Source organism: Nonomuraea sp. MTCD27, assembly GCF_041950495.1.
In the GTDB taxonomy this organism is placed as follows: Bacteria; Actinomycetota; Actinomycetes; order Streptosporangiales; family Streptosporangiaceae; genus Nonomuraea.
On record NZ_JBGNUW010000010.1, the window covers coordinates 114,991 to 130,727 of the forward strand.

Genomic DNA, 15,737 nt, shown 5'->3' on the forward strand with positions numbered 1-15,737 from the left:
ACCCCACCGCCCCGGCGGCCCAGCGTCCCCGCACCGCGCCCCTCGGAGCCGGCCGAGCGCCCGACGCCCGTCCCGCCCTCCGAGTGCCCCCCGCCTGCGCCCGGTGCCGCCGTGTGCTCGCCCGCGCCCGGTGCCCCCGTGTGCTCCCCGCCCTCGCCGGGCGTGTCAGTGGGTGCGGGGCTGAGGGGGCCCGGGAGGCGAGGGGCGGAAGGCGCGGGAGAGGGGCAGGGGCGAAGGTTCGGAGGCGGCGGGGTCGGAGGCGGGGGGCGGGTGCGGGTGGGTGGGGTCGAGGTGGATGCGTTGAGCGAGCGGGAGGTCGTGCGGCGGGTCGCGGTGGCGCTGGAGGCCGGGAAGGGCGGGCGGATCGTCACGCCGAACGTGGACATCTGCCGCGCCGTCGCCACCGACCCCGCGCTGGAAGAGCTGGTGTGCACGGCCGACCTCGTCGTCCCCGACGGCATGCCGCTGGTGTGGGCGGCCAGGCTGCTCGGCACCCCCGTGCCCCAGCGCGTCACCGGCGCCGACCTCATCTGGTCGCTCAGCGAGCTGGCCGCCCGCCACGGCTGGCCCGTCTACCTGCTCGGCGGCCCGCCCGGCGTGGCGCGCAGGGCGGCGGGCCGGCTCGCCAGCCGCCACCCCCGCCTGGCGATCTGCGGCGTGCACGCCCCTCCCTACCACTTCGACGCCACCCCCGAGGGGGCCGCCCGGGTTCGCCGGATGGTGGTCGCCGCGAGGCCCCGGCTGGTGTTCGTCGGGCTCGGCTTCCCCCGCCAGGACCGCCTCATCGCCGACCTGCGGGAGGAGCTGCCGGATGCGTGGTTCGTGGGCTGCGGGGCGGCCATCGCGTTCGCGGCCGGCACGGTGGCCAGGGCGCCGCGCTGGATGCGGCGCGCCGGGCTGGAGTGGGTGTTCCGGCTCGCCGCCGAGCCCGGCCGGCTGACGCGCCGCTATCTGGTCGACGACCTGCCGTTCGCGGTACGCCTGCTCGCCGGCTGCCTGGCCACCCGCATCAGCCGGCGGTGAGGGCGCGGATCCGGGCCGCCTCCTCCTCGCCGAGGCCCCGGGCCCCGTCCAGCAGCGCCTGCCGCGAGTCCATCCGGCGGTAGGCCGTGCGGGACAGGCCGGACCACGCGAAACCCCCGGTCCGGGACGTGCCCGTGTCGTGGCAGCAGGCCCTGGTGATCCGGCGTTCGGCGGTGGGGGTCCAGGGGAGGCCGGCGTACGCGTACAGGCGCCGGAAGCCGGGCACCGGGTCGGCGGCCAGCGACTCGTACGAGGTGACGAGGATGCCGGGCGTACGGTCCAGGATCGTACGGGTCGCCCGCCACAGCGCGGCCGCCTTGGCCACGCGGTCCCGCGACCCGACGAGCGCCCGCAGCTCCAGCAGCTCGGGATGGTCGCGGACCAGCAGCGGCTGCCCCAGCAGCTCCTGGAAGTGCACCGTCCACCCGAGCCGCTGCCAGCTGGCCACGAACGACACCGGATCCCGTACCAGCGCGATCACCCGGCACCCCAGCCGCCGCGCGAACCAGCCCGCGCTCAGCACCGCGAACGGGTCGTCCAGCAACGCCCGCCGTCCCGCCAGGCGGCCGAGCGTGAAGGCGGTGCCGTAGCGGAGCAGGCGGGCCAGGTCGTACGGGGAGCGGTTCGCGCGCAGCTCGGCCAGCCAGCGGTAGCGCAGGGCGACCGTGTCGCGGAAGGCGGGCAGCCAGGCGGCGGAGTTGTCGTCGCAGATGTACTGGAACCGGTGCGTCACCCGGGCGGCGAGCACCCCGGGGCAGCGGCCGGGCGGGTGCTGGGGGTTGAGCGGCTCGTTGACGTAGACCAGGTCGCCGCCGGCGGCGAGCATCCTGCCCGTCCAGCTCGTACCGCTCCGGGGCAGGCCCGTCACCAGGACCGTCATGCGGCCGCCCACCGCCGCACGCGCAGCGCCGCGAGGGTGTGGCGGCCGAACGGGTGCAGCCCGTAGCGGCGGTGCAGCTGCCACAGGGGGAGCAGGTTCTTGACGAGCACGCCGCCCGACCAGCCGGCGACCGCCCCGAGCGCGCCGTGGGCCGGGATCAGCGCCAGGTCGAGCAGCACGGTGCAGCCGACCGCGGCCAGCAGGTTGAGCAGGCTGGCGCCGGTGTGCCCGGCGGCCGTCAGCACCACGTCGACCATCCCGCAGGCCGTCGCCACCATCATCGTCCCCGCCAGCACCAGCGCCACCGGCACCGCCGAGTCGTACGAGGGCCCGAACACCTTCAGCACCCACGGCGCCAGCCCCGCGTACGCCAGCCACACCGGCCATGTCAGCAGCACCAGCCAGACCGTGGCCGCCTGGTACAGCTCACCGGCCCGCTCCCGCTCCCCGTCGGCCAGCGCCCTGACCAGCCCCGGCTGCACGGCCTGCGCCAGCCCCTGGTTGGCGAGCTGCCCCACCACCTTGAACCGGGTCGCGGCCGTGTAGACGGCGGCCTGCGCCGGCCCGGCGAGCACTGCCACGATCACGATGTCCACCCGCTGGAACACCGCCTGGATCGCCCCCGCGACCGACCGCGGAGCCGTGTACCGCCACAGGTCCCGCCCGGTCCCCGGCAGGTACGGCGTGCGCGGCACCCGCCCCCGCAACCCGCCCGCCGCGAGGACCAGCACCGGCAGGTACGGCACCCCCCACGCCAGCGGCAACCACCAGACCGCCGCCCCGGCCAGCGCCGCCCCGGCGACCAGCGCGAGCTGGCAGGCCGGCACCAGCACGCCCTCCAGCAGCACGGTGGGCCGCATGGCCCCGAACCCTCGGGTGGAGGCCAGCAGCACGTCGGCCGCCACCATGACCGGCAGCAGCCCGGCCAGCGGCCCCAGCCGCGGGTACAGCACGACGGCGGCGCCCGCCGCCACCACGACGCACGGCACGAGCCCCGCCCGGATATATCCGGAAATGCCGCGATAGCCATAGGTCTTGGCGCGCGCGATGAAGTAGATCAGCCCGGTCCCGGCGTCCAGCTTCGCGATGCCCGCCGCCATGAGCGCCAGCGCGGTCGCGGTGAAGAAGGCGCCGGCCTCGGCCGCCGGGTACGCCCTGGTCACCACCACCACCAGCACGAACTGCGCCAGCGCGCTGAAGGCCGCCCCCGTGAGCCCCGCCAGCCCCTTCCGGACGCTCACCGCCGCCACGACGGCTCACCGCCCAGCCAGCGGGTCAGCCGCGCGTCGTACGCCTCGAAGTGGTCCCGCAGCGCCTGCCCCAGCACCCGGGGCACCCGGCGCGGCAGCGCGCGGCCGTTGTGCCGCTCGAACGTGGGATAGCCCAGATGCGGCACCCCCAGGAACTCCAGCACCCGGTCGTAGGCGGCCTCCGGCTCCGCGAAGAACCGGTGGCTGTCGAGCACGAGGATGCGTTCGCGGCCGATCAGCGCCTCCAGGCGGTCGAGCTGGTCGGCGTAGCGGCCTCGCGCCAGGTAGCCGTGGTGGCGGTGCGAGTGGTGCAGCGCGAAGGGCGATTCGCGGAGCCGCTCCTCGGCCCCGGCCAGGCGCCTGGCCTCCAGCTCCAGGGCGTACTCGAAGTGCGACTCGGTCTCGAAGCCTCTGGCCAGCTCGTGGGCGTGCGCGGAGCAGGCCCGTTCCACCGGGTCGCGGACCAGCACGATCAGCTTGACGCCGGGCAGGTCGATGGCGATGCGCTCCCCGGCCAGGGGATGGAACAGGTAGTAGGGGGAGGATTCGTACGCCTGGGCGCGCGTGCCGTACCGGTGGCCGAGCAGGGCCGCGCTCACCCGCAGCGGGAAGTGCGCCTGGTACCAGGCCATCCCGCGCCAGTAGGCGACGTCGAAGTAGTGCACGCCCTTGTGCAGGACCGGTTTGAGGAGCAGCGGGTGCTGGGCCAGCGCCCGGTAGAGGGAGGTCGTGCCGCACCGCTGCGCCCCCGCGATCAGGAACGACGGCAGCACGCGCGCCCCTGACGTGAACCGGCCCGTGGCCCGCGACAATGACAGCACCGATCGCTTCATGGTCCTCACGTGAGCAGCTCCTCGTGGTCGACGGCCGGGTTGAGCCAGGACTCCGGCGGCCCGAGCGGCGCGTGGCCGTCGGCGGCGTGCCGGTCGGCCAGCGCGATGAGGTACCGCAGCGCGGTCTGCCTGGCCGTCGCCGCGGACAGGCCCAGGGGAGCCAGCAGCCGTACGGCCCCGGCCACGCACGCCCGCGCCGCCACCGGCGGCTCCATCCGGCGCAGCGCCCGCTGGAAGAAGTGGTGCACGGCGTCGAACCCGTAGGGGACGCCGACCTCGTACCGTTCCCAGTCCCAGACCAGCAGCCGCCCGTCGCGGGAGCGGCAGATGTTCCACGGGGCCAGGTCCCCGTGCCAGGCCGGGCGCGCGCCGCCGGTGCCCGCGATCTCCCTGACCGCCGCCAGCAGCAGCGGCTCCGGCACCCGGCCGCGCCGCACCGGCAGCGGCGACAGGGCCAGCACGGACAGGCCCCGCCAGTCGCCGTGGTGCAGCACGGACGGGGTGGCGATCGTGCTCAGGGGCAGACCGGCCAGCCTGCGCAGGGCCGCCGCCTCGGTGCTGATCAGCTCGCGGGCCCGCGCGCTGTCGCCGATCTTCACGAACGCCAGCCGCCGCCCGTCCGCGCGGGCCTCCAGGATGGGCTTGCGGTTGGCCCGCAACGCGGGACGTACGTGCAGGACGGTCTCGACCGGCCGGTGGAAGACCTCGCTCAGATGCGCCGCGATGGACCCCTCGACCGGCACCACGACCTGCGACCCGAGATGCCACCAGCGGCGCGGCGCGAGCCGCCGGGGCACGGCGGGGTGCGGCAGCACGGTGTACGCCCGGGGCGACCCGGAGCCGGGATACAGCAGCCGCACGGTCTCCGCGAGGTAACCAAGTCGGACAGCCGCATCACTCATGAATTCCTCCACAGGAGGGCGAACGAGATGAGATACAGGCTGAGCGGCGTGACCAGGCCGTCGTAGATGAACATGTAGAGCAGTACGAGCCCCATCACGAGCACCCCGGCCAGCCCGATGGGGCTGCGGTCACGCCAGTGGCGGCGGATCGCCCCCAGGAAGAACGCCACGTAGAGGGCCGCCCCCGTGAACCCCTGCGTGATGATCAGTAGCCAGAGTTGCCCGTCGCTCCCCAGCGGCGGGTGCCCGCAGGTCGCGCACCACTCGGTCTTGCCGGTGGTGATCGTCCGGTGGTTGCCCATGGCGTTGCGGGTGTTGCCGTATCCGATGACCGGCGAGTGGCCGGCCGCGGTGAGGGTGGCGGTCACGGTGAAGGCCCGGATGTCGTTGGAGTGCGGTCTGTCCAGCCGCTGCGCGAACAGCGGGGCCAGCGGGCTCAGCATGAACGCCAGCGCCGCCGCCACGACCGCCCCGCAGAGCGCCACCCTGGTACGCCCGCCCACCCGGACGATCACGTAGAGCACGGCCAGGCCGAGCCCGATCCACAGGCCGCGGTTGAGCGAGTAGACGACGGGGATCGCCGCCAGGGCCAGCACCACGGCCACGAACGCCCGGTGCCGCGCCCGGCCGTACACCCACCAGCCGACCACGAACCAGACCAGCAGCACCGACGCGTTGCTGCCCCAGGCGTTGGCCCACTCGTACGGCGCCTCGGGTCTCGGCGAGGCGAACCCCAGCACCTTCTGCGTCTGCGCGGCGGTGGGATGGATGAGGTTCTGCACGAACGAGTTCCCGCTGATCCACTCGGGCAGCAGCAGCTCCACCGGCGAGGTGAAGGCGAAGGCGGGGAAGAACACGCCGAGCAGCCCACCCGCGACCGTGGTGACGAACAGCACGCCGAGCATCCGCACCAGGCGCAGCTGCGGCAGCTCCCGCTCGGTGAGATTGCCCAGGTAGAGCAGCACGACGAGGACGGAGCAGTAGAGCGCCAGCCGCATGGAGTAGCCGACGATCCGGCCCGCCCCCAGCTCGCCGTACGTGCCCGGCGGCGTCTCCGCCAGCATCAGCGCGCTCACCAGGTAGCCGGCCAGCAGCAGTACCCACAGCCCGAACCCGCGCGGCACCTTGATCGGCCGGCGCCGCCACAGCACCACCGCCATGGGCACCGCCAGCACGATCACCGACAGCCCGCCGAACCCGAGCGCCCACCAGACCGGATAGCCGACCAGCAGCGCCCCGATGGGCCAGGCGGGCCCTCTCACGTCGGCTTGCCCGGCCGCCGCGGGTGGTGGATGGCCTGCATGGGCGTGGTCTCGGCCGACACGCTCGGCTCCAGCTCGCCGGTCGCGACGAGCTTGCCGAGCGAGGTGTGCGGGCGCGGCTCCAGCAGGGGTACGAACGACGGCACCGCGTCGGTGGCCGTCACCGCGCCGACGATCGGCACGTCGTGCCGGGCCAGCTGGCGTACGGTGGCCGCGACCTCCACGGAGGTGACCCGGCCCAACCCGAGCAGCAGCACGGCCGCGTCCGCCCTGGCCAGGTCGCGCACGTCGGAGCCGTCGAGCACGACCAGCGGCGCGCTGACGGCGAGCGGCTCGGCCAGCGACGAGGCGTACAGGTCGGCGGGCAGGGCCCTGACCAGCAGCCGCTTGCCCGGGCACGCGGAGACCACGGCGCAGGCCAGCTCGTGCAGCACGCCGTGCTCGCGCGGGCTCGACAGGTCGGCGAGCACCGGCAGGCCGGTGAGGCGTTCGACGTCGGCGGGCGTGCGCAGGCGGGTGTCGAGGCGGTCGCGGGCGTACGCGGCGGCCGAGCCGAGCAGCAGGCCAGCCATGAGCCCGGTGCCGAGGTAGAGGGGCAGGCTGGGGGAGCTGGGCGCGGTCGGCGGCGTGGCCTGGCCGATGACCGTGCCGGGGGTCACCGCGACCGTTCTCAGCGCGTCGTACTTGAGCGCCAGGTTGGCCGCCTGCCGGTTGAGCACGCCCTGGCGCTGGGTGGCGATCGCGTGCTCCGGGCTGCCCTTGGTCAGGCCGTCGAGCTGCTTGATCACGAGGTCGATCCCGGCGTTGACCTGCTTGAGCTTGCTCAGCACGGCCTCCTGCTGCTCGGCCATGGAGGTCAGCGCGCTCTCGCGGCGATGGGCCAGGTACGCCTCGGCGTAGGCCCGGGACTGCGTGGCCGCGACGGCGGGGTCGGCGGCGGTCACCGAGATCCACAACACCGCCGAGTTGGGCGGCACGGAGACCTCGACCGGCTCGGGGACGGCGAGCCCCAGGGTTCTGGCCGCCCGGGCCGCGACCACGGCCGACTGCGCGACCTGGGCCTCGGTGTCGAGGTTGAGCGCCTCGCGCTGGCGGTTGGTCACCTGGTTGGCCGGCTCCTGCGGGCCGATCGGCATGACCAGCACCTGCGTGGTCGCGGTGTAGGAGGGAGGGGTGAGGCGCATCAGCGCGAGTCCCGCGGTGCCGCCGAACACGACGCAGCCCACCAGGAGCAGCCACCGCCTGCGCAGCAGCGAAAGATGCTCGTCCAGGTCGGTGCCGGAGCTCATGTGCGCCCACTATAGGGCGGACGGTCATTACCCATGTTGAATACTCAAGATTTTCTCCGGTAAGGCCATAAAGAAGCTCCCCGATAAAGCGAAATATCCGGAAATGCGGAACGTTACTTGACCGCCACGAACTGGGGAGACTTCCACACTGGCTGAAGTTCCAGGAATGACATGGCAAGGTTCAGGAGTGAGAGGCGGGGGTCGTTCGACGAGGGAGTTGGAAGGCTTTGCAGCTACGGGGAATTTCGCTGAAAGCAACATCCGGCGGTGCCATTCTGGCCGTGGCCGCGGTGCTGGCCGCCTGCTCCGGCGCGGAGGGCTCCAACGCCCTGCCGCCGGCCGAGGCCCCTGCGGTGAAGGAGGTCGCGGGATCGCCCGCCTGTACGGCCACCTCCAGGCTCATCCCGTCCTGCGGCGCCTGGTGGGGCATGGCGCCCGAGGTCTTCACCGGCGCGCCGGTGGAGCAGGCGCTGCACGGCGCGGAGTCGCGCATGGGCGCCGCTGCCGACGTGCTGCACGTCTATCACCGGGGCAGCGAGCTGTTCCCCACCGCGGCGGAGGTCCGGCTCGCCCGAGACCCGGCCAGGCCGCGGCTGCTGATGATCAACTGGAAGCCGTCGTTCGACCACACCTGGGCGGAGATCGCCCGCGGGGCCCTCGACGCCCGGATCGACCGGCTGGCCGCCTACCTCAGGCGCACCTTCCCCGAGCGGTTCTTCCTCACCCTGCACCACGAGCCGGAGAACGACGTCGACTCCGCGTCGGGCTCGGGCATGCAGGCCACCGACTACGCGGCCATGTTCCGGCACGTGGTGCTCAGGCTGCGGGCCGGCGGGGTGAAGAACGCCGTCGTGGTCATGACGTACATGGGGGCGCCCAACTGGGCGGCCAAGTCCTGGTTCGAGGACCTCTACCCGGGTGACGACGTGGTCGACTGGGTGGCCATGGACCCGTACGCCGACGACCGGGTGCACGACTTCGAGGGGCTCGTGAACAAGACGCGCAAGGAATATCCGGAGTGGCCGGGGTTCTACCGGTGGATGCAGGCGCGCTTCCCCGGCAAACCGGTCATGGTGGCCGAGTGGGGGGTGTTCGAGCGGCCGCACGACCGCTCGTTCAAGCGGAAGTTCTTCGAGTCGGTGCTCAAGCAGATCAAGCGCTATCCGCAGATCAAAGCGCTGCTCTACTTCGACTCGCCGCAGGCGCCGCGCGGCGACACGAGCTTCGACTCCGATACGGGGGCCGACAAGGCGTTCAGCGAGCTGGCTCGAGATCCGTACTTTCGCTCGACGCCCGTGCCGCGGCCCTGACCCGCAGGCGCCAGCCCGCGATCGTGACCGCGACGGCCGCCGCGAGCGCCCAGACGGTGAGGATGTTGCTCGCGTCGAGCAGCTTGAGCGCGGAGGCGAGCAGGACGATCGCCAGCAGGGCCCTGATCAGGCCGCCGGGGGCGCGCGAGGAGATCCTGGCGCCGAGGTAGACGCCCGGGATCGAGCCGATGAGCAGCGACACCGTGAGGTCCAGCTGGAAGTCGCCGAACAGCAGGTGGCCGAGCGCGGCGGCGGTGACCAGCGGCACGGCCTGCACCAGGTCGGTGCCGACGAGCTGGTTGGCCTTGAGCGCCGGATAGAGGACGAGCAGGGCCACGATGATCAGCGAGCCCGATCCGACGGAGGAGACGCCGACCACCACACCGCCCACCATACCGACCAGTAGGGTCGGAATTGGGCGCACGACGATGTCGTGGGTGCTCGACTCTCCACCCCTCGAGCCGAGCCAGCTCTTGATCGCCATGCCCGCGACGGCCAGCAACAGGGCGACGCCGAGGGCGTACTTGACCGCGTCGGTGACCGCGAACGCCCGGGCCAGGAAGACCCCGCAGAAGGCGGCCGGCACCGAGCCCGCGCACAACCAGCCGACCAGGCGCAGGTTGACGGTGCCGCGGCGCAGGTGCACGACGCTGCCGACCGGCTTCATCACGGCCGAGGCGACCAGGTCGCTGGAGACCGCGGCCAGCGGCGGCACGTTGAAGAACAACATCATCATCGGGGTCATGAGAGCCCCGCCGCCCATCCCGGTCAGCCCGACCACGACGGCGACGAGGAAGGACCCGCCGATCAGCGCCCAGTCCGCGCTCAACGGTCGATCACCGCTCCTCCTTCGTTCCGCGGGGTGCCCCGCTCATCGGCCGCCACTCCGCTCGGCGCGTCGGGTCCGCTCCGTCAACGGATCCACCCTCCGCCCTTCAGCGTGTCCAGCACCCGGGACACGGCCGCCTCGACCGAGATGTGCGTGGTGTCGATCACCAGGTCGGCGTCGTCCGGCTCCTCGTAGGGGTCGGAGATGCCGGTGAACTCGGGGATGAGACCGGCGCGGGCCTTGGCGTACAGGCCCTTGCGGTCGCGCCGCTCGCACTCCTCCAGCGGCGTGGCGACGTGCACCAGCAGGAAGTCCGCGCCGACCGACTCGACCATCTCGCGCACCTCCTCGCGGGTGCCCGCGTACGGCGCGATCGGGGCGCAGATGGCCAGGCCGCCGTGGCGGGCGGTCTCGGCGGCGACGAAGCCGATGCGGCGGATGTTCAGGTCGCGGTCGGCCTTGGAGAAGGTCAGGCCCTTGGACAGCAGGTGGCGCACCACGTCGCCGTCGAGGTAGGTCACCGTGCGGGTGCCGAGCTCCAGCAGCGTGTCGCGCAGGCCGCGGGCGATCGTGGACTTGCCCGAGCCGGACAGGCCGGTGAAGAACACCACCAGGCCGCGCCGGTGCGGCGGGCCGGGGATGTGCACGGGGTCGGGGCCCGCAAGGTGCTCCGCCGCGCCGTAGGCGGTGGCGACGTGCTCGCGCAGCTCCAGGTCGATCTCGGGCTCGTCGCGCGGCGCCAGGGGCACCGACACGACGATCGTGTCCGCGGGGAGCTTCTCCTTGGCGCGCAGCGCGGCGCGGACGACGGCCGGGCCCGCCTCGCCGTACGAGAGGGGGAGCAGCATGATCACCGCGCCCAGGTCCTGGGCCGTGCCGACGATCTCGGAGAGGTCGTCGAGGGGCCCCCGCATGGTGACGGCCAGCGCGGGCCGCCCGCCCAGCTCGTCCTTGACCTCGGCCGGGGTGCGCCGCAGGCGCGCGAACGGCCCGTGCTCCGGCGCGCTCAGGCCCTTGACCGGGCCCGAGGTCAGGCCGTCGGGCTCGCGGGCGGTCACGGTGAGCGCGGCCAGCGCCAGGCCCTCGGGGTCGAGCAGCGTGACCTCGTCGCCGGGGGAGACGTCGGCGGGCAGGTGGAGGGTGACGGCCGCGGGCCACCGGGTGCCGTCGGCCAGGGTGCCGCGTTCGTGCACCGCGTGCAGGTCGTCGTGGCCCAGGAACCCCGTCAGCGGCTCGAACGCGCCGGAGAGCAGCAGCTCGAGGTCGGCCAGCTCGCGCGGGTCGGGGGTCCACTCCACGATGCCTACATCCCAACTATTCCGATTGAATTGGTAGGAAAGAAGTCTAGCGACTGGTACCAGTGTGTCGCTAGACCGCACCCCGCACGACCGTCCCCCCTGCCCCGCACGGCGCGGGGCGCCGGGTCAGATGAGCCGGGCGAAGTGGTGCTGGGGTTTTCTGATCACCATGGTGATCTCGTCGTGGGAGGCGGGGAAGCGGCCGTTGGTCAGCCGGGCCATCAGCGTGACGGCGGCGGCGCCGATCCGGCCCGTGCGGGCCGGGCCGCTGGTGTTGCGCTCGTCGTCGGTGATCATGAGGCCGCGGCTGAGGCAGAACGCGTACAGGCCGTCGCTCGACGCCAGCGGCTCGTACACGGCCGGCAGCGGGCCCGGCGTGCCCCTCCTGACCAGAATCCGCCACAGCAGGCGGCGCACCAACGACGGCATGATGCGGTCGAGCAGGCCGTAGGCCGACCTGCGGTCGCGCATGCGCAGCAGCACCAGGCCGCCCGGCCGCAGCGACTGCAGCAGCCGGTCGAACACCAGCTCGGCGTGTCTGACCCGTTCCAGCAGGAAGGAGAGCTGGATGACGTCGAAGGCCCTGGGCGGCAGCGGCACGCAGCGCAGATCCCCCAGCGACCAGGCGACCAGGTCGGCCCGCTCCTCCAGCACCCTCCTCACCGCGGGGTGGTCCTCGTCGGCCCCGGTGGCCCTCGTCTCGACGTGGTCGAGCACCAGGGGTTCGTCGTGCGCGCACCCGGCGACCAGCACGTCGAGCCGCCTGATCGGCTGCCCGGCACAGTGCTCGCGGACCCGCTCACCGAAGAGGTCGCCTCGCTGGGCGACCGATCGCACCTCAGACATGTGACCTACAGTAATCAATCAATCGGTATCAGTAATGCATTTCCCTGCTAGCGTCCTGGCTCGTGAGCGATCGGGTCTACGTGGGCAACGCCGGTGTGGACGCGGCCCTGGACCGGGGGTGGTTGCTCGGTCACTTCAAACCCCCGGGCGATCCAAGGCACAGCGACGATGTCGAGATCAAGTGGGGCGTGCACCCTCCCGGCGACGAGCGCGCGGAGTGGGTCAGGGGCGAGGACCGCACCGCCCTGCTCGTCCTGATCAGCGGCCGGTTCCGGGTGGAACTGCCGGGCCGCAGCGTGTTGCTGGCCGAGCCCGGCGACTACGTGGTCTGGGGCAAGGGCGTCGACCATTCCTGGCGGGCGGAGGTGGAGTCCACCGTGCTGACCGTTCGCTGGCCGTCGGTGCCCGGCTACCGCGTCGGCTGACGGTGGGTGTGGCGAGTAGTCTTGAAGGGACCCCCGCGACCTGACCCGGCCGGGGGTAGTCGTGTTGCCGTCGTGGGGCTGTGGGCGTATCTGATGAGTCTTTCCGGACTGCTTGACCTTGTTCGCGCCGACCCGAAACTGACCGCCGCTCTCGAAGAGGGCGGCGATGTGTCGCTGATCGCGCCGTCCGCGCTGAGGCCGTTCGGCGTGGCCGCGCTGGCCGGGCACGACCAGCGGACCGTGCTCGCCGTCACCGCGACCGGGCGCGAGGCGGAAGACCTGGCCGCCGCGCTGACCAGCCTGATCGAGCCGAGCCTGGTGGCGGTGTTCCCGACATGGGAGACGCTGCCGCACGAGCGGCTCTCGCCGCGCAGCGACACCGTGGGACAGCGGCTGGCGGTGCTGCGCCGGCTGGCGCACCCGGTCAAGGGCGACGCCGCGGCCGGGCCGCTCAGCGTGATCGTGGCCCCGATCAGGGCGTTGCTGCAGCCGATCGTGAAGGGGCTCGGTGATCTGGAGCCCATCAGGCTGCGCGCCGGTGACGACGCGGACCTCGACGAGGTGGTCACCAACCTGGTCAACAACGGCTACCACCGGGTGGACATGGTGGAGAAGCGCGGCGAGGTGGCCGTGCGGGGCGGGCTGCTCGACGTGTTCCCGCCGACCGAGGAGCACCCGCTGCGGCTGGAGTTCTGGGGCGACACGGTCGAGGAGATCCGCTGGTTCAAGGTGGCCGACCAGCGCTCGCTGGAGGCGGCCGAGGACGGCCTGTTCGCGCCGCCGTGCCGCGAGCTGCTGCTGACCGACGAGGTCAGGGCCAAGGCGCGAGAGCTGGCCGAGGAGCACCCGGCGCTGGCCGAGGTGCTCGACCAGCTCGCCGAGGGCACGCCGGTCGAGGGCATGGAGGCGTTCGCGCCGGTGCTGGCCGGGGAGATGGACCTGCTGCTCGACCACCTGCCGGCCAGGTCGGCGGTGTTCGTGTGCGACCCCGAGCGGATCAGGGGGCGCAGCGAGGAGCTCGTACGCACCTCGCAGGAGTTCCTCGAAGCCTCCTGGATCAACGCGGCGGCCGGCGGCGAGGCGCCGATCGACCTGGGCGCGGCCGCGTTCCGCTCGCTGGAGGAGATCCGCGGGCACGCCGACGTGCTGGGCCAGCCGTGGTGGACGATGGCGCCGTTCGGCAACGGGGTGGAGCTGGACGCGCAGGACTCCGAGGCCTACCGCGGCGACACCGCCAAGGCGCTGGCCGACATCAAGGGCTGGCTGGCCGACGAGAAGGCGGTCGTGCTGCTCAGCGAGGGCCACGGGCCGGCCGAGCGCATGGTGGAGCTGCTCAAGGGTGTCGACGTTCCCGCACGGCTGCGGAAATATCTCGACAAGGCGCCTGAGGCGAAGGTCGTCCACGTCTCGACCGGCCTGATCGAGCACGGCTTCATCACCCCCAACCTGGCCGTCCTCACCCACCTCGACCTGGTCGGGCAGAAGGCCTCCACCAAGGACATGCGGCGCCTGCCCTCCCGCCGCCGCAACATGGTCGACCCGCTCCAGCTCAAGGTCGGCGACCACGTGGTGCACGAGCAGCACGGCGTGGGCCGCTACATCGAGATGGTGCAGCGCACGGTGCAGGGCGCCACCCGCGAATACCTGGTCATCGAATACGCCAAGGGCGACCGCCTCTACGTGCCGACCGACCAGCTCGACGAGGTCACCCGCTACGTCGGCGGCGAGGCGCCCACGCTCAACCGCATGGGCGGCGCCGACTGGGCCAAGGCCAAGTCCCGGGCGAAGAAGGCGGTCAAGGAGATCGCCGGGGAGCTGATCAGGCTCTACTCCGCCCGGATGGCCTCGCCCGGGCACGCGTTCGGGGCCGACACGCCGTGGCAGCGGGAGATGGAGGACGCCTTCCCGTACGCCGAGACCGGCGACCAGCTGGAGGCCATCGACGAGGTCAAGCGCGACATGGAGCGCGGCATCCCGATGGACCGGCTGATCTGCGGCGACGTCGGCTACGGCAAGACCGAGATCGCGGTGCGCGCGGCGTTCAAGGCGGTGCAGGACGGCAAGCAGGTCGCGGTGCTGGTGCCCACGACGCTGTTGGTGCAGCAGCACATGTCCACCTTCGCCGAGCGCTTCTCCAGCTTCCCCGTGGCGATCAAGGCGGTCTCGCGCTTCCAGACCGACGGCGAGGTCAAGGGCACGCTCGAAGGTCTCCGGGCGGGTGCGGTCGACGTGGTGATCGGCACGCACCGGCTGCTCAGCCCCGAGGTCAGGTTCAAGGACCTGGGGCTGATCATCATCGACGAGGAGCAGCGGTTCGGCGTCGAGCACAAAGAGGCGATGAAGCACCTGCGCACCCAGGTGGACGTGCTGGCCATGTCCGCCACGCCGATCCCGCGCACGCTGGAGATGGGGCTGACCGGCATCCGCGAGATGTCCACGATCCTCACGCCGCCGGAGGAGCGCCACCCGATCCTCACGTTCGTGGGGCCTTACGAGGAGAAGCAGATCGGGGCCGCGATCCGGCGCGAGCTGATGCGCGACGGCCAGGTCTTCTTCGTGCACAATCGGGTGGCCTCGATCAACCGGGTCGCGGCGCGGCTGCGGGAGCTGGTTCCCGAGGCGCGCATCGCGGTGGCCCACGGGCAGATGAACGAGCACCAGCTCGAGAAGATCATGGTGGGCTTCTGGGAGCGCGAATACGACCTGCTGGTCTCCACCACGATCGTCGAGTCCGGGCTCGACGTGCCCAACGCCAACACGCTGATCGTGGACCGGGCCGACAACTACGGCCTGTCGCAGCTCCACCAGCTCCGCGGCCGGGTCGGGCGAGGCAGGGAGCGCGGTTACGCGTACTTCCTCTACCCGCCGGAGAAGCCGCTGACCGAGACCGCCCACGAGCGGCTGGCGACGATCTCGCAGCACACCGAGATGGGCGCGGGCATGTACGTCGCGATGAAGGACCTGGAGATCCGCGGCGCGGGCAACGTGCTGGGCGCCGAACAGTCCGGGTTCATCGCGGGCGTCGGCTTCGACCTGTACGTCCGGCTCATGGCCGAGGCCGTGCAGGAGCAGAAGGCCAAGCTGTCGGGCGTCGAGGTGCAGGAGGAGCAGCACGACGTCAAGGTCGAGCTGCCGATCAACGCCCACATCCCGCACGACTACGTGACCTCCGAGCGGCTGCGGCTGGAGGCGTACAAGCGGATCGCGGCCATCAGCTCCCCGGCCGACATCGACGAGGTGCGCGACGAGCTGACCGACCGCTACGGCAAGCCCCCGGCGGAGGTGGAGAACCTCCTGGAGGTCGCCATGTTCCGGATCAAGGCCCGCTCCGCCGGGCTCACGGACGTCACGCTGCAGGGGCAGAACATCAAGTTCGGCCCGGCCAGGCTCAAGGAGTCGCAGCAGGTCCGGCTCGACCGGCTGTACAAGAAGGCGATATACAAGCAGGCGGCGGAGACGTTGCTGGTGCCGGTCCCGAAGACCAAGCCCCTGGGCGGGCAGCCGCTGCGCGATCTCGACCTGCTCAAATGGTGCGGTGACCTGGTCGAGGCGATGTTCCTCGAGCCCGCACGGGTAAGCTAGCGGCGGTT

At 72.4% G+C, this 15,737-nt stretch carries 13 protein-coding genes; 4 read left to right on the forward strand and 9 right to left on the reverse strand.

Annotated elements, in window-relative coordinates; translation table 11 throughout:
• Positions 1 to 291: 291 nt before the first annotated feature.
• Positions 292 to 1,023, forward strand: coding sequence for a WecB/TagA/CpsF family glycosyltransferase (locus ACBJ59_RS28335; RefSeq protein WP_375113280.1), 732 nt, complete (start codon positions 292 to 294; stop codon positions 1,021 to 1,023).
• On the opposite strand, the gene ACBJ59_RS28340 is transcribed toward ACBJ59_RS28335, so the two are convergent.
• From ACBJ59_RS28340 to ACBJ59_RS28365, 6 genes are read right to left on the reverse strand one after another with little or no spacing between them, the layout of a single operon-like run.
• Positions 1,010 to 1,903, reverse strand: coding sequence for a sulfotransferase (locus tag ACBJ59_RS28340; protein ID WP_375113281.1), 894 nt, complete (start codon positions 1,901 to 1,903; stop codon positions 1,010 to 1,012). The two genes, ACBJ59_RS28335 and ACBJ59_RS28340, sit on opposite strands and share 14 nt — an antisense overlap.
• Positions 1,900 to 3,144 (reverse strand): lipopolysaccharide biosynthesis protein, encoded by a 1,245-nt coding sequence (locus ACBJ59_RS28345; RefSeq protein ID WP_375113282.1) that lies wholly within the window; start codon positions 3,142 to 3,144, stop codon positions 1,900 to 1,902. The genes ACBJ59_RS28340 and ACBJ59_RS28345 overlap by 4 nt, the downstream gene beginning before the upstream one ends.
• Positions 3,141 to 3,986, reverse strand: a complete 846-nt coding sequence (locus ACBJ59_RS28350; protein WP_375113503.1) for a sulfotransferase domain-containing protein — start codon at positions 3,984 to 3,986, stop codon at positions 3,141 to 3,143. Before ACBJ59_RS28350 ends, ACBJ59_RS28345 begins: the two co-directional genes overlap by 4 nt.
• A 5-nt stretch (positions 3,987 to 3,991) precedes the next feature.
• Positions 3,992 to 4,888 (reverse strand): hypothetical protein, encoded by an 897-nt coding sequence (locus ACBJ59_RS28355; protein WP_375113283.1) that lies wholly within the window; start codon positions 4,886 to 4,888, stop codon positions 3,992 to 3,994.
• The gene (locus tag ACBJ59_RS28360; protein WP_375113284.1) at positions 4,885 to 6,150 is read right to left on the reverse strand and encodes a hypothetical protein; all 1,266 of its coding nucleotides are present in this window, start codon (positions 6,148 to 6,150) and stop codon (positions 4,885 to 4,887) included. Before ACBJ59_RS28360 ends, ACBJ59_RS28355 begins: the two co-directional genes overlap by 4 nt.
• Entirely contained in the window at positions 6,147 to 7,439 is a 1,293-nt protein-coding gene (locus ACBJ59_RS28365; protein ID WP_375113285.1) for a Wzz/FepE/Etk N-terminal domain-containing protein, read from the reverse strand. Before ACBJ59_RS28365 ends, ACBJ59_RS28360 begins: the two co-directional genes overlap by 4 nt.
• A gap of 281 nt (positions 7,440 to 7,720) precedes the next feature.
• Between ACBJ59_RS28365 and ACBJ59_RS28370 the strand changes: the two genes are divergently transcribed.
• On the forward strand, positions 7,721 to 8,749 hold the full coding sequence (locus tag ACBJ59_RS28370) for a glycoside hydrolase family 26 protein (protein ID WP_375113286.1): 1,029 nt from the start codon (positions 7,721 to 7,723) through the stop codon (positions 8,747 to 8,749).
• Here the strand turns inward: ACBJ59_RS28370 and ACBJ59_RS28375 are convergent.
• The 3 genes from ACBJ59_RS28375 to ACBJ59_RS28385 form a co-directional block, all read right to left on the reverse strand.
• Positions 8,694 to 9,512 carry a sulfite exporter TauE/SafE family protein gene (locus ACBJ59_RS28375; RefSeq protein WP_375113504.1) on the reverse strand — a complete coding sequence of 273 codons (819 nt, stop codon included), beginning with the start codon at positions 9,510 to 9,512 and terminating at the stop codon, positions 8,694 to 8,696. The genes ACBJ59_RS28370 and ACBJ59_RS28375 overlap by 56 nt on opposite strands.
• Positions 9,513 to 9,661: 149 nt before the next feature.
• The gene (gene cysC / locus ACBJ59_RS28380) at positions 9,662 to 10,876 is read right to left on the reverse strand and encodes an adenylyl-sulfate kinase (protein WP_375113287.1); all 1,215 of its coding nucleotides are present in this window, start codon (positions 10,874 to 10,876) and stop codon (positions 9,662 to 9,664) included.
• Between the two features lie 126 nt (positions 10,877 to 11,002).
• Positions 11,003 to 11,722 carry a methyltransferase domain-containing protein gene (locus ACBJ59_RS28385; protein WP_375113288.1) on the reverse strand — a complete coding sequence of 240 codons (720 nt, stop codon included), beginning with the start codon at positions 11,720 to 11,722 and terminating at the stop codon, positions 11,003 to 11,005.
• A gap of 62 nt (positions 11,723 to 11,784) precedes the next feature.
• Here ACBJ59_RS28385 and ACBJ59_RS28390 point away from each other — a divergent pair, with 62 nt between their 5' ends.
• Positions 11,785 to 12,147 carry a signal peptidase I gene (locus tag ACBJ59_RS28390; RefSeq protein WP_375113289.1) on the forward strand — a complete coding sequence of 121 codons (363 nt, stop codon included), beginning with the start codon at positions 11,785 to 11,787 and terminating at the stop codon, positions 12,145 to 12,147.
• Between the two features lie 93 nt (positions 12,148 to 12,240).
• On the forward strand, positions 12,241 to 15,729 hold the full coding sequence (gene mfd / locus ACBJ59_RS28395) for a transcription-repair coupling factor (RefSeq protein ID WP_375113290.1): 3,489 nt from the start codon (positions 12,241 to 12,243) through the stop codon (positions 15,727 to 15,729).
• Positions 15,730 to 15,737: the final 8 nt, after the last annotated feature.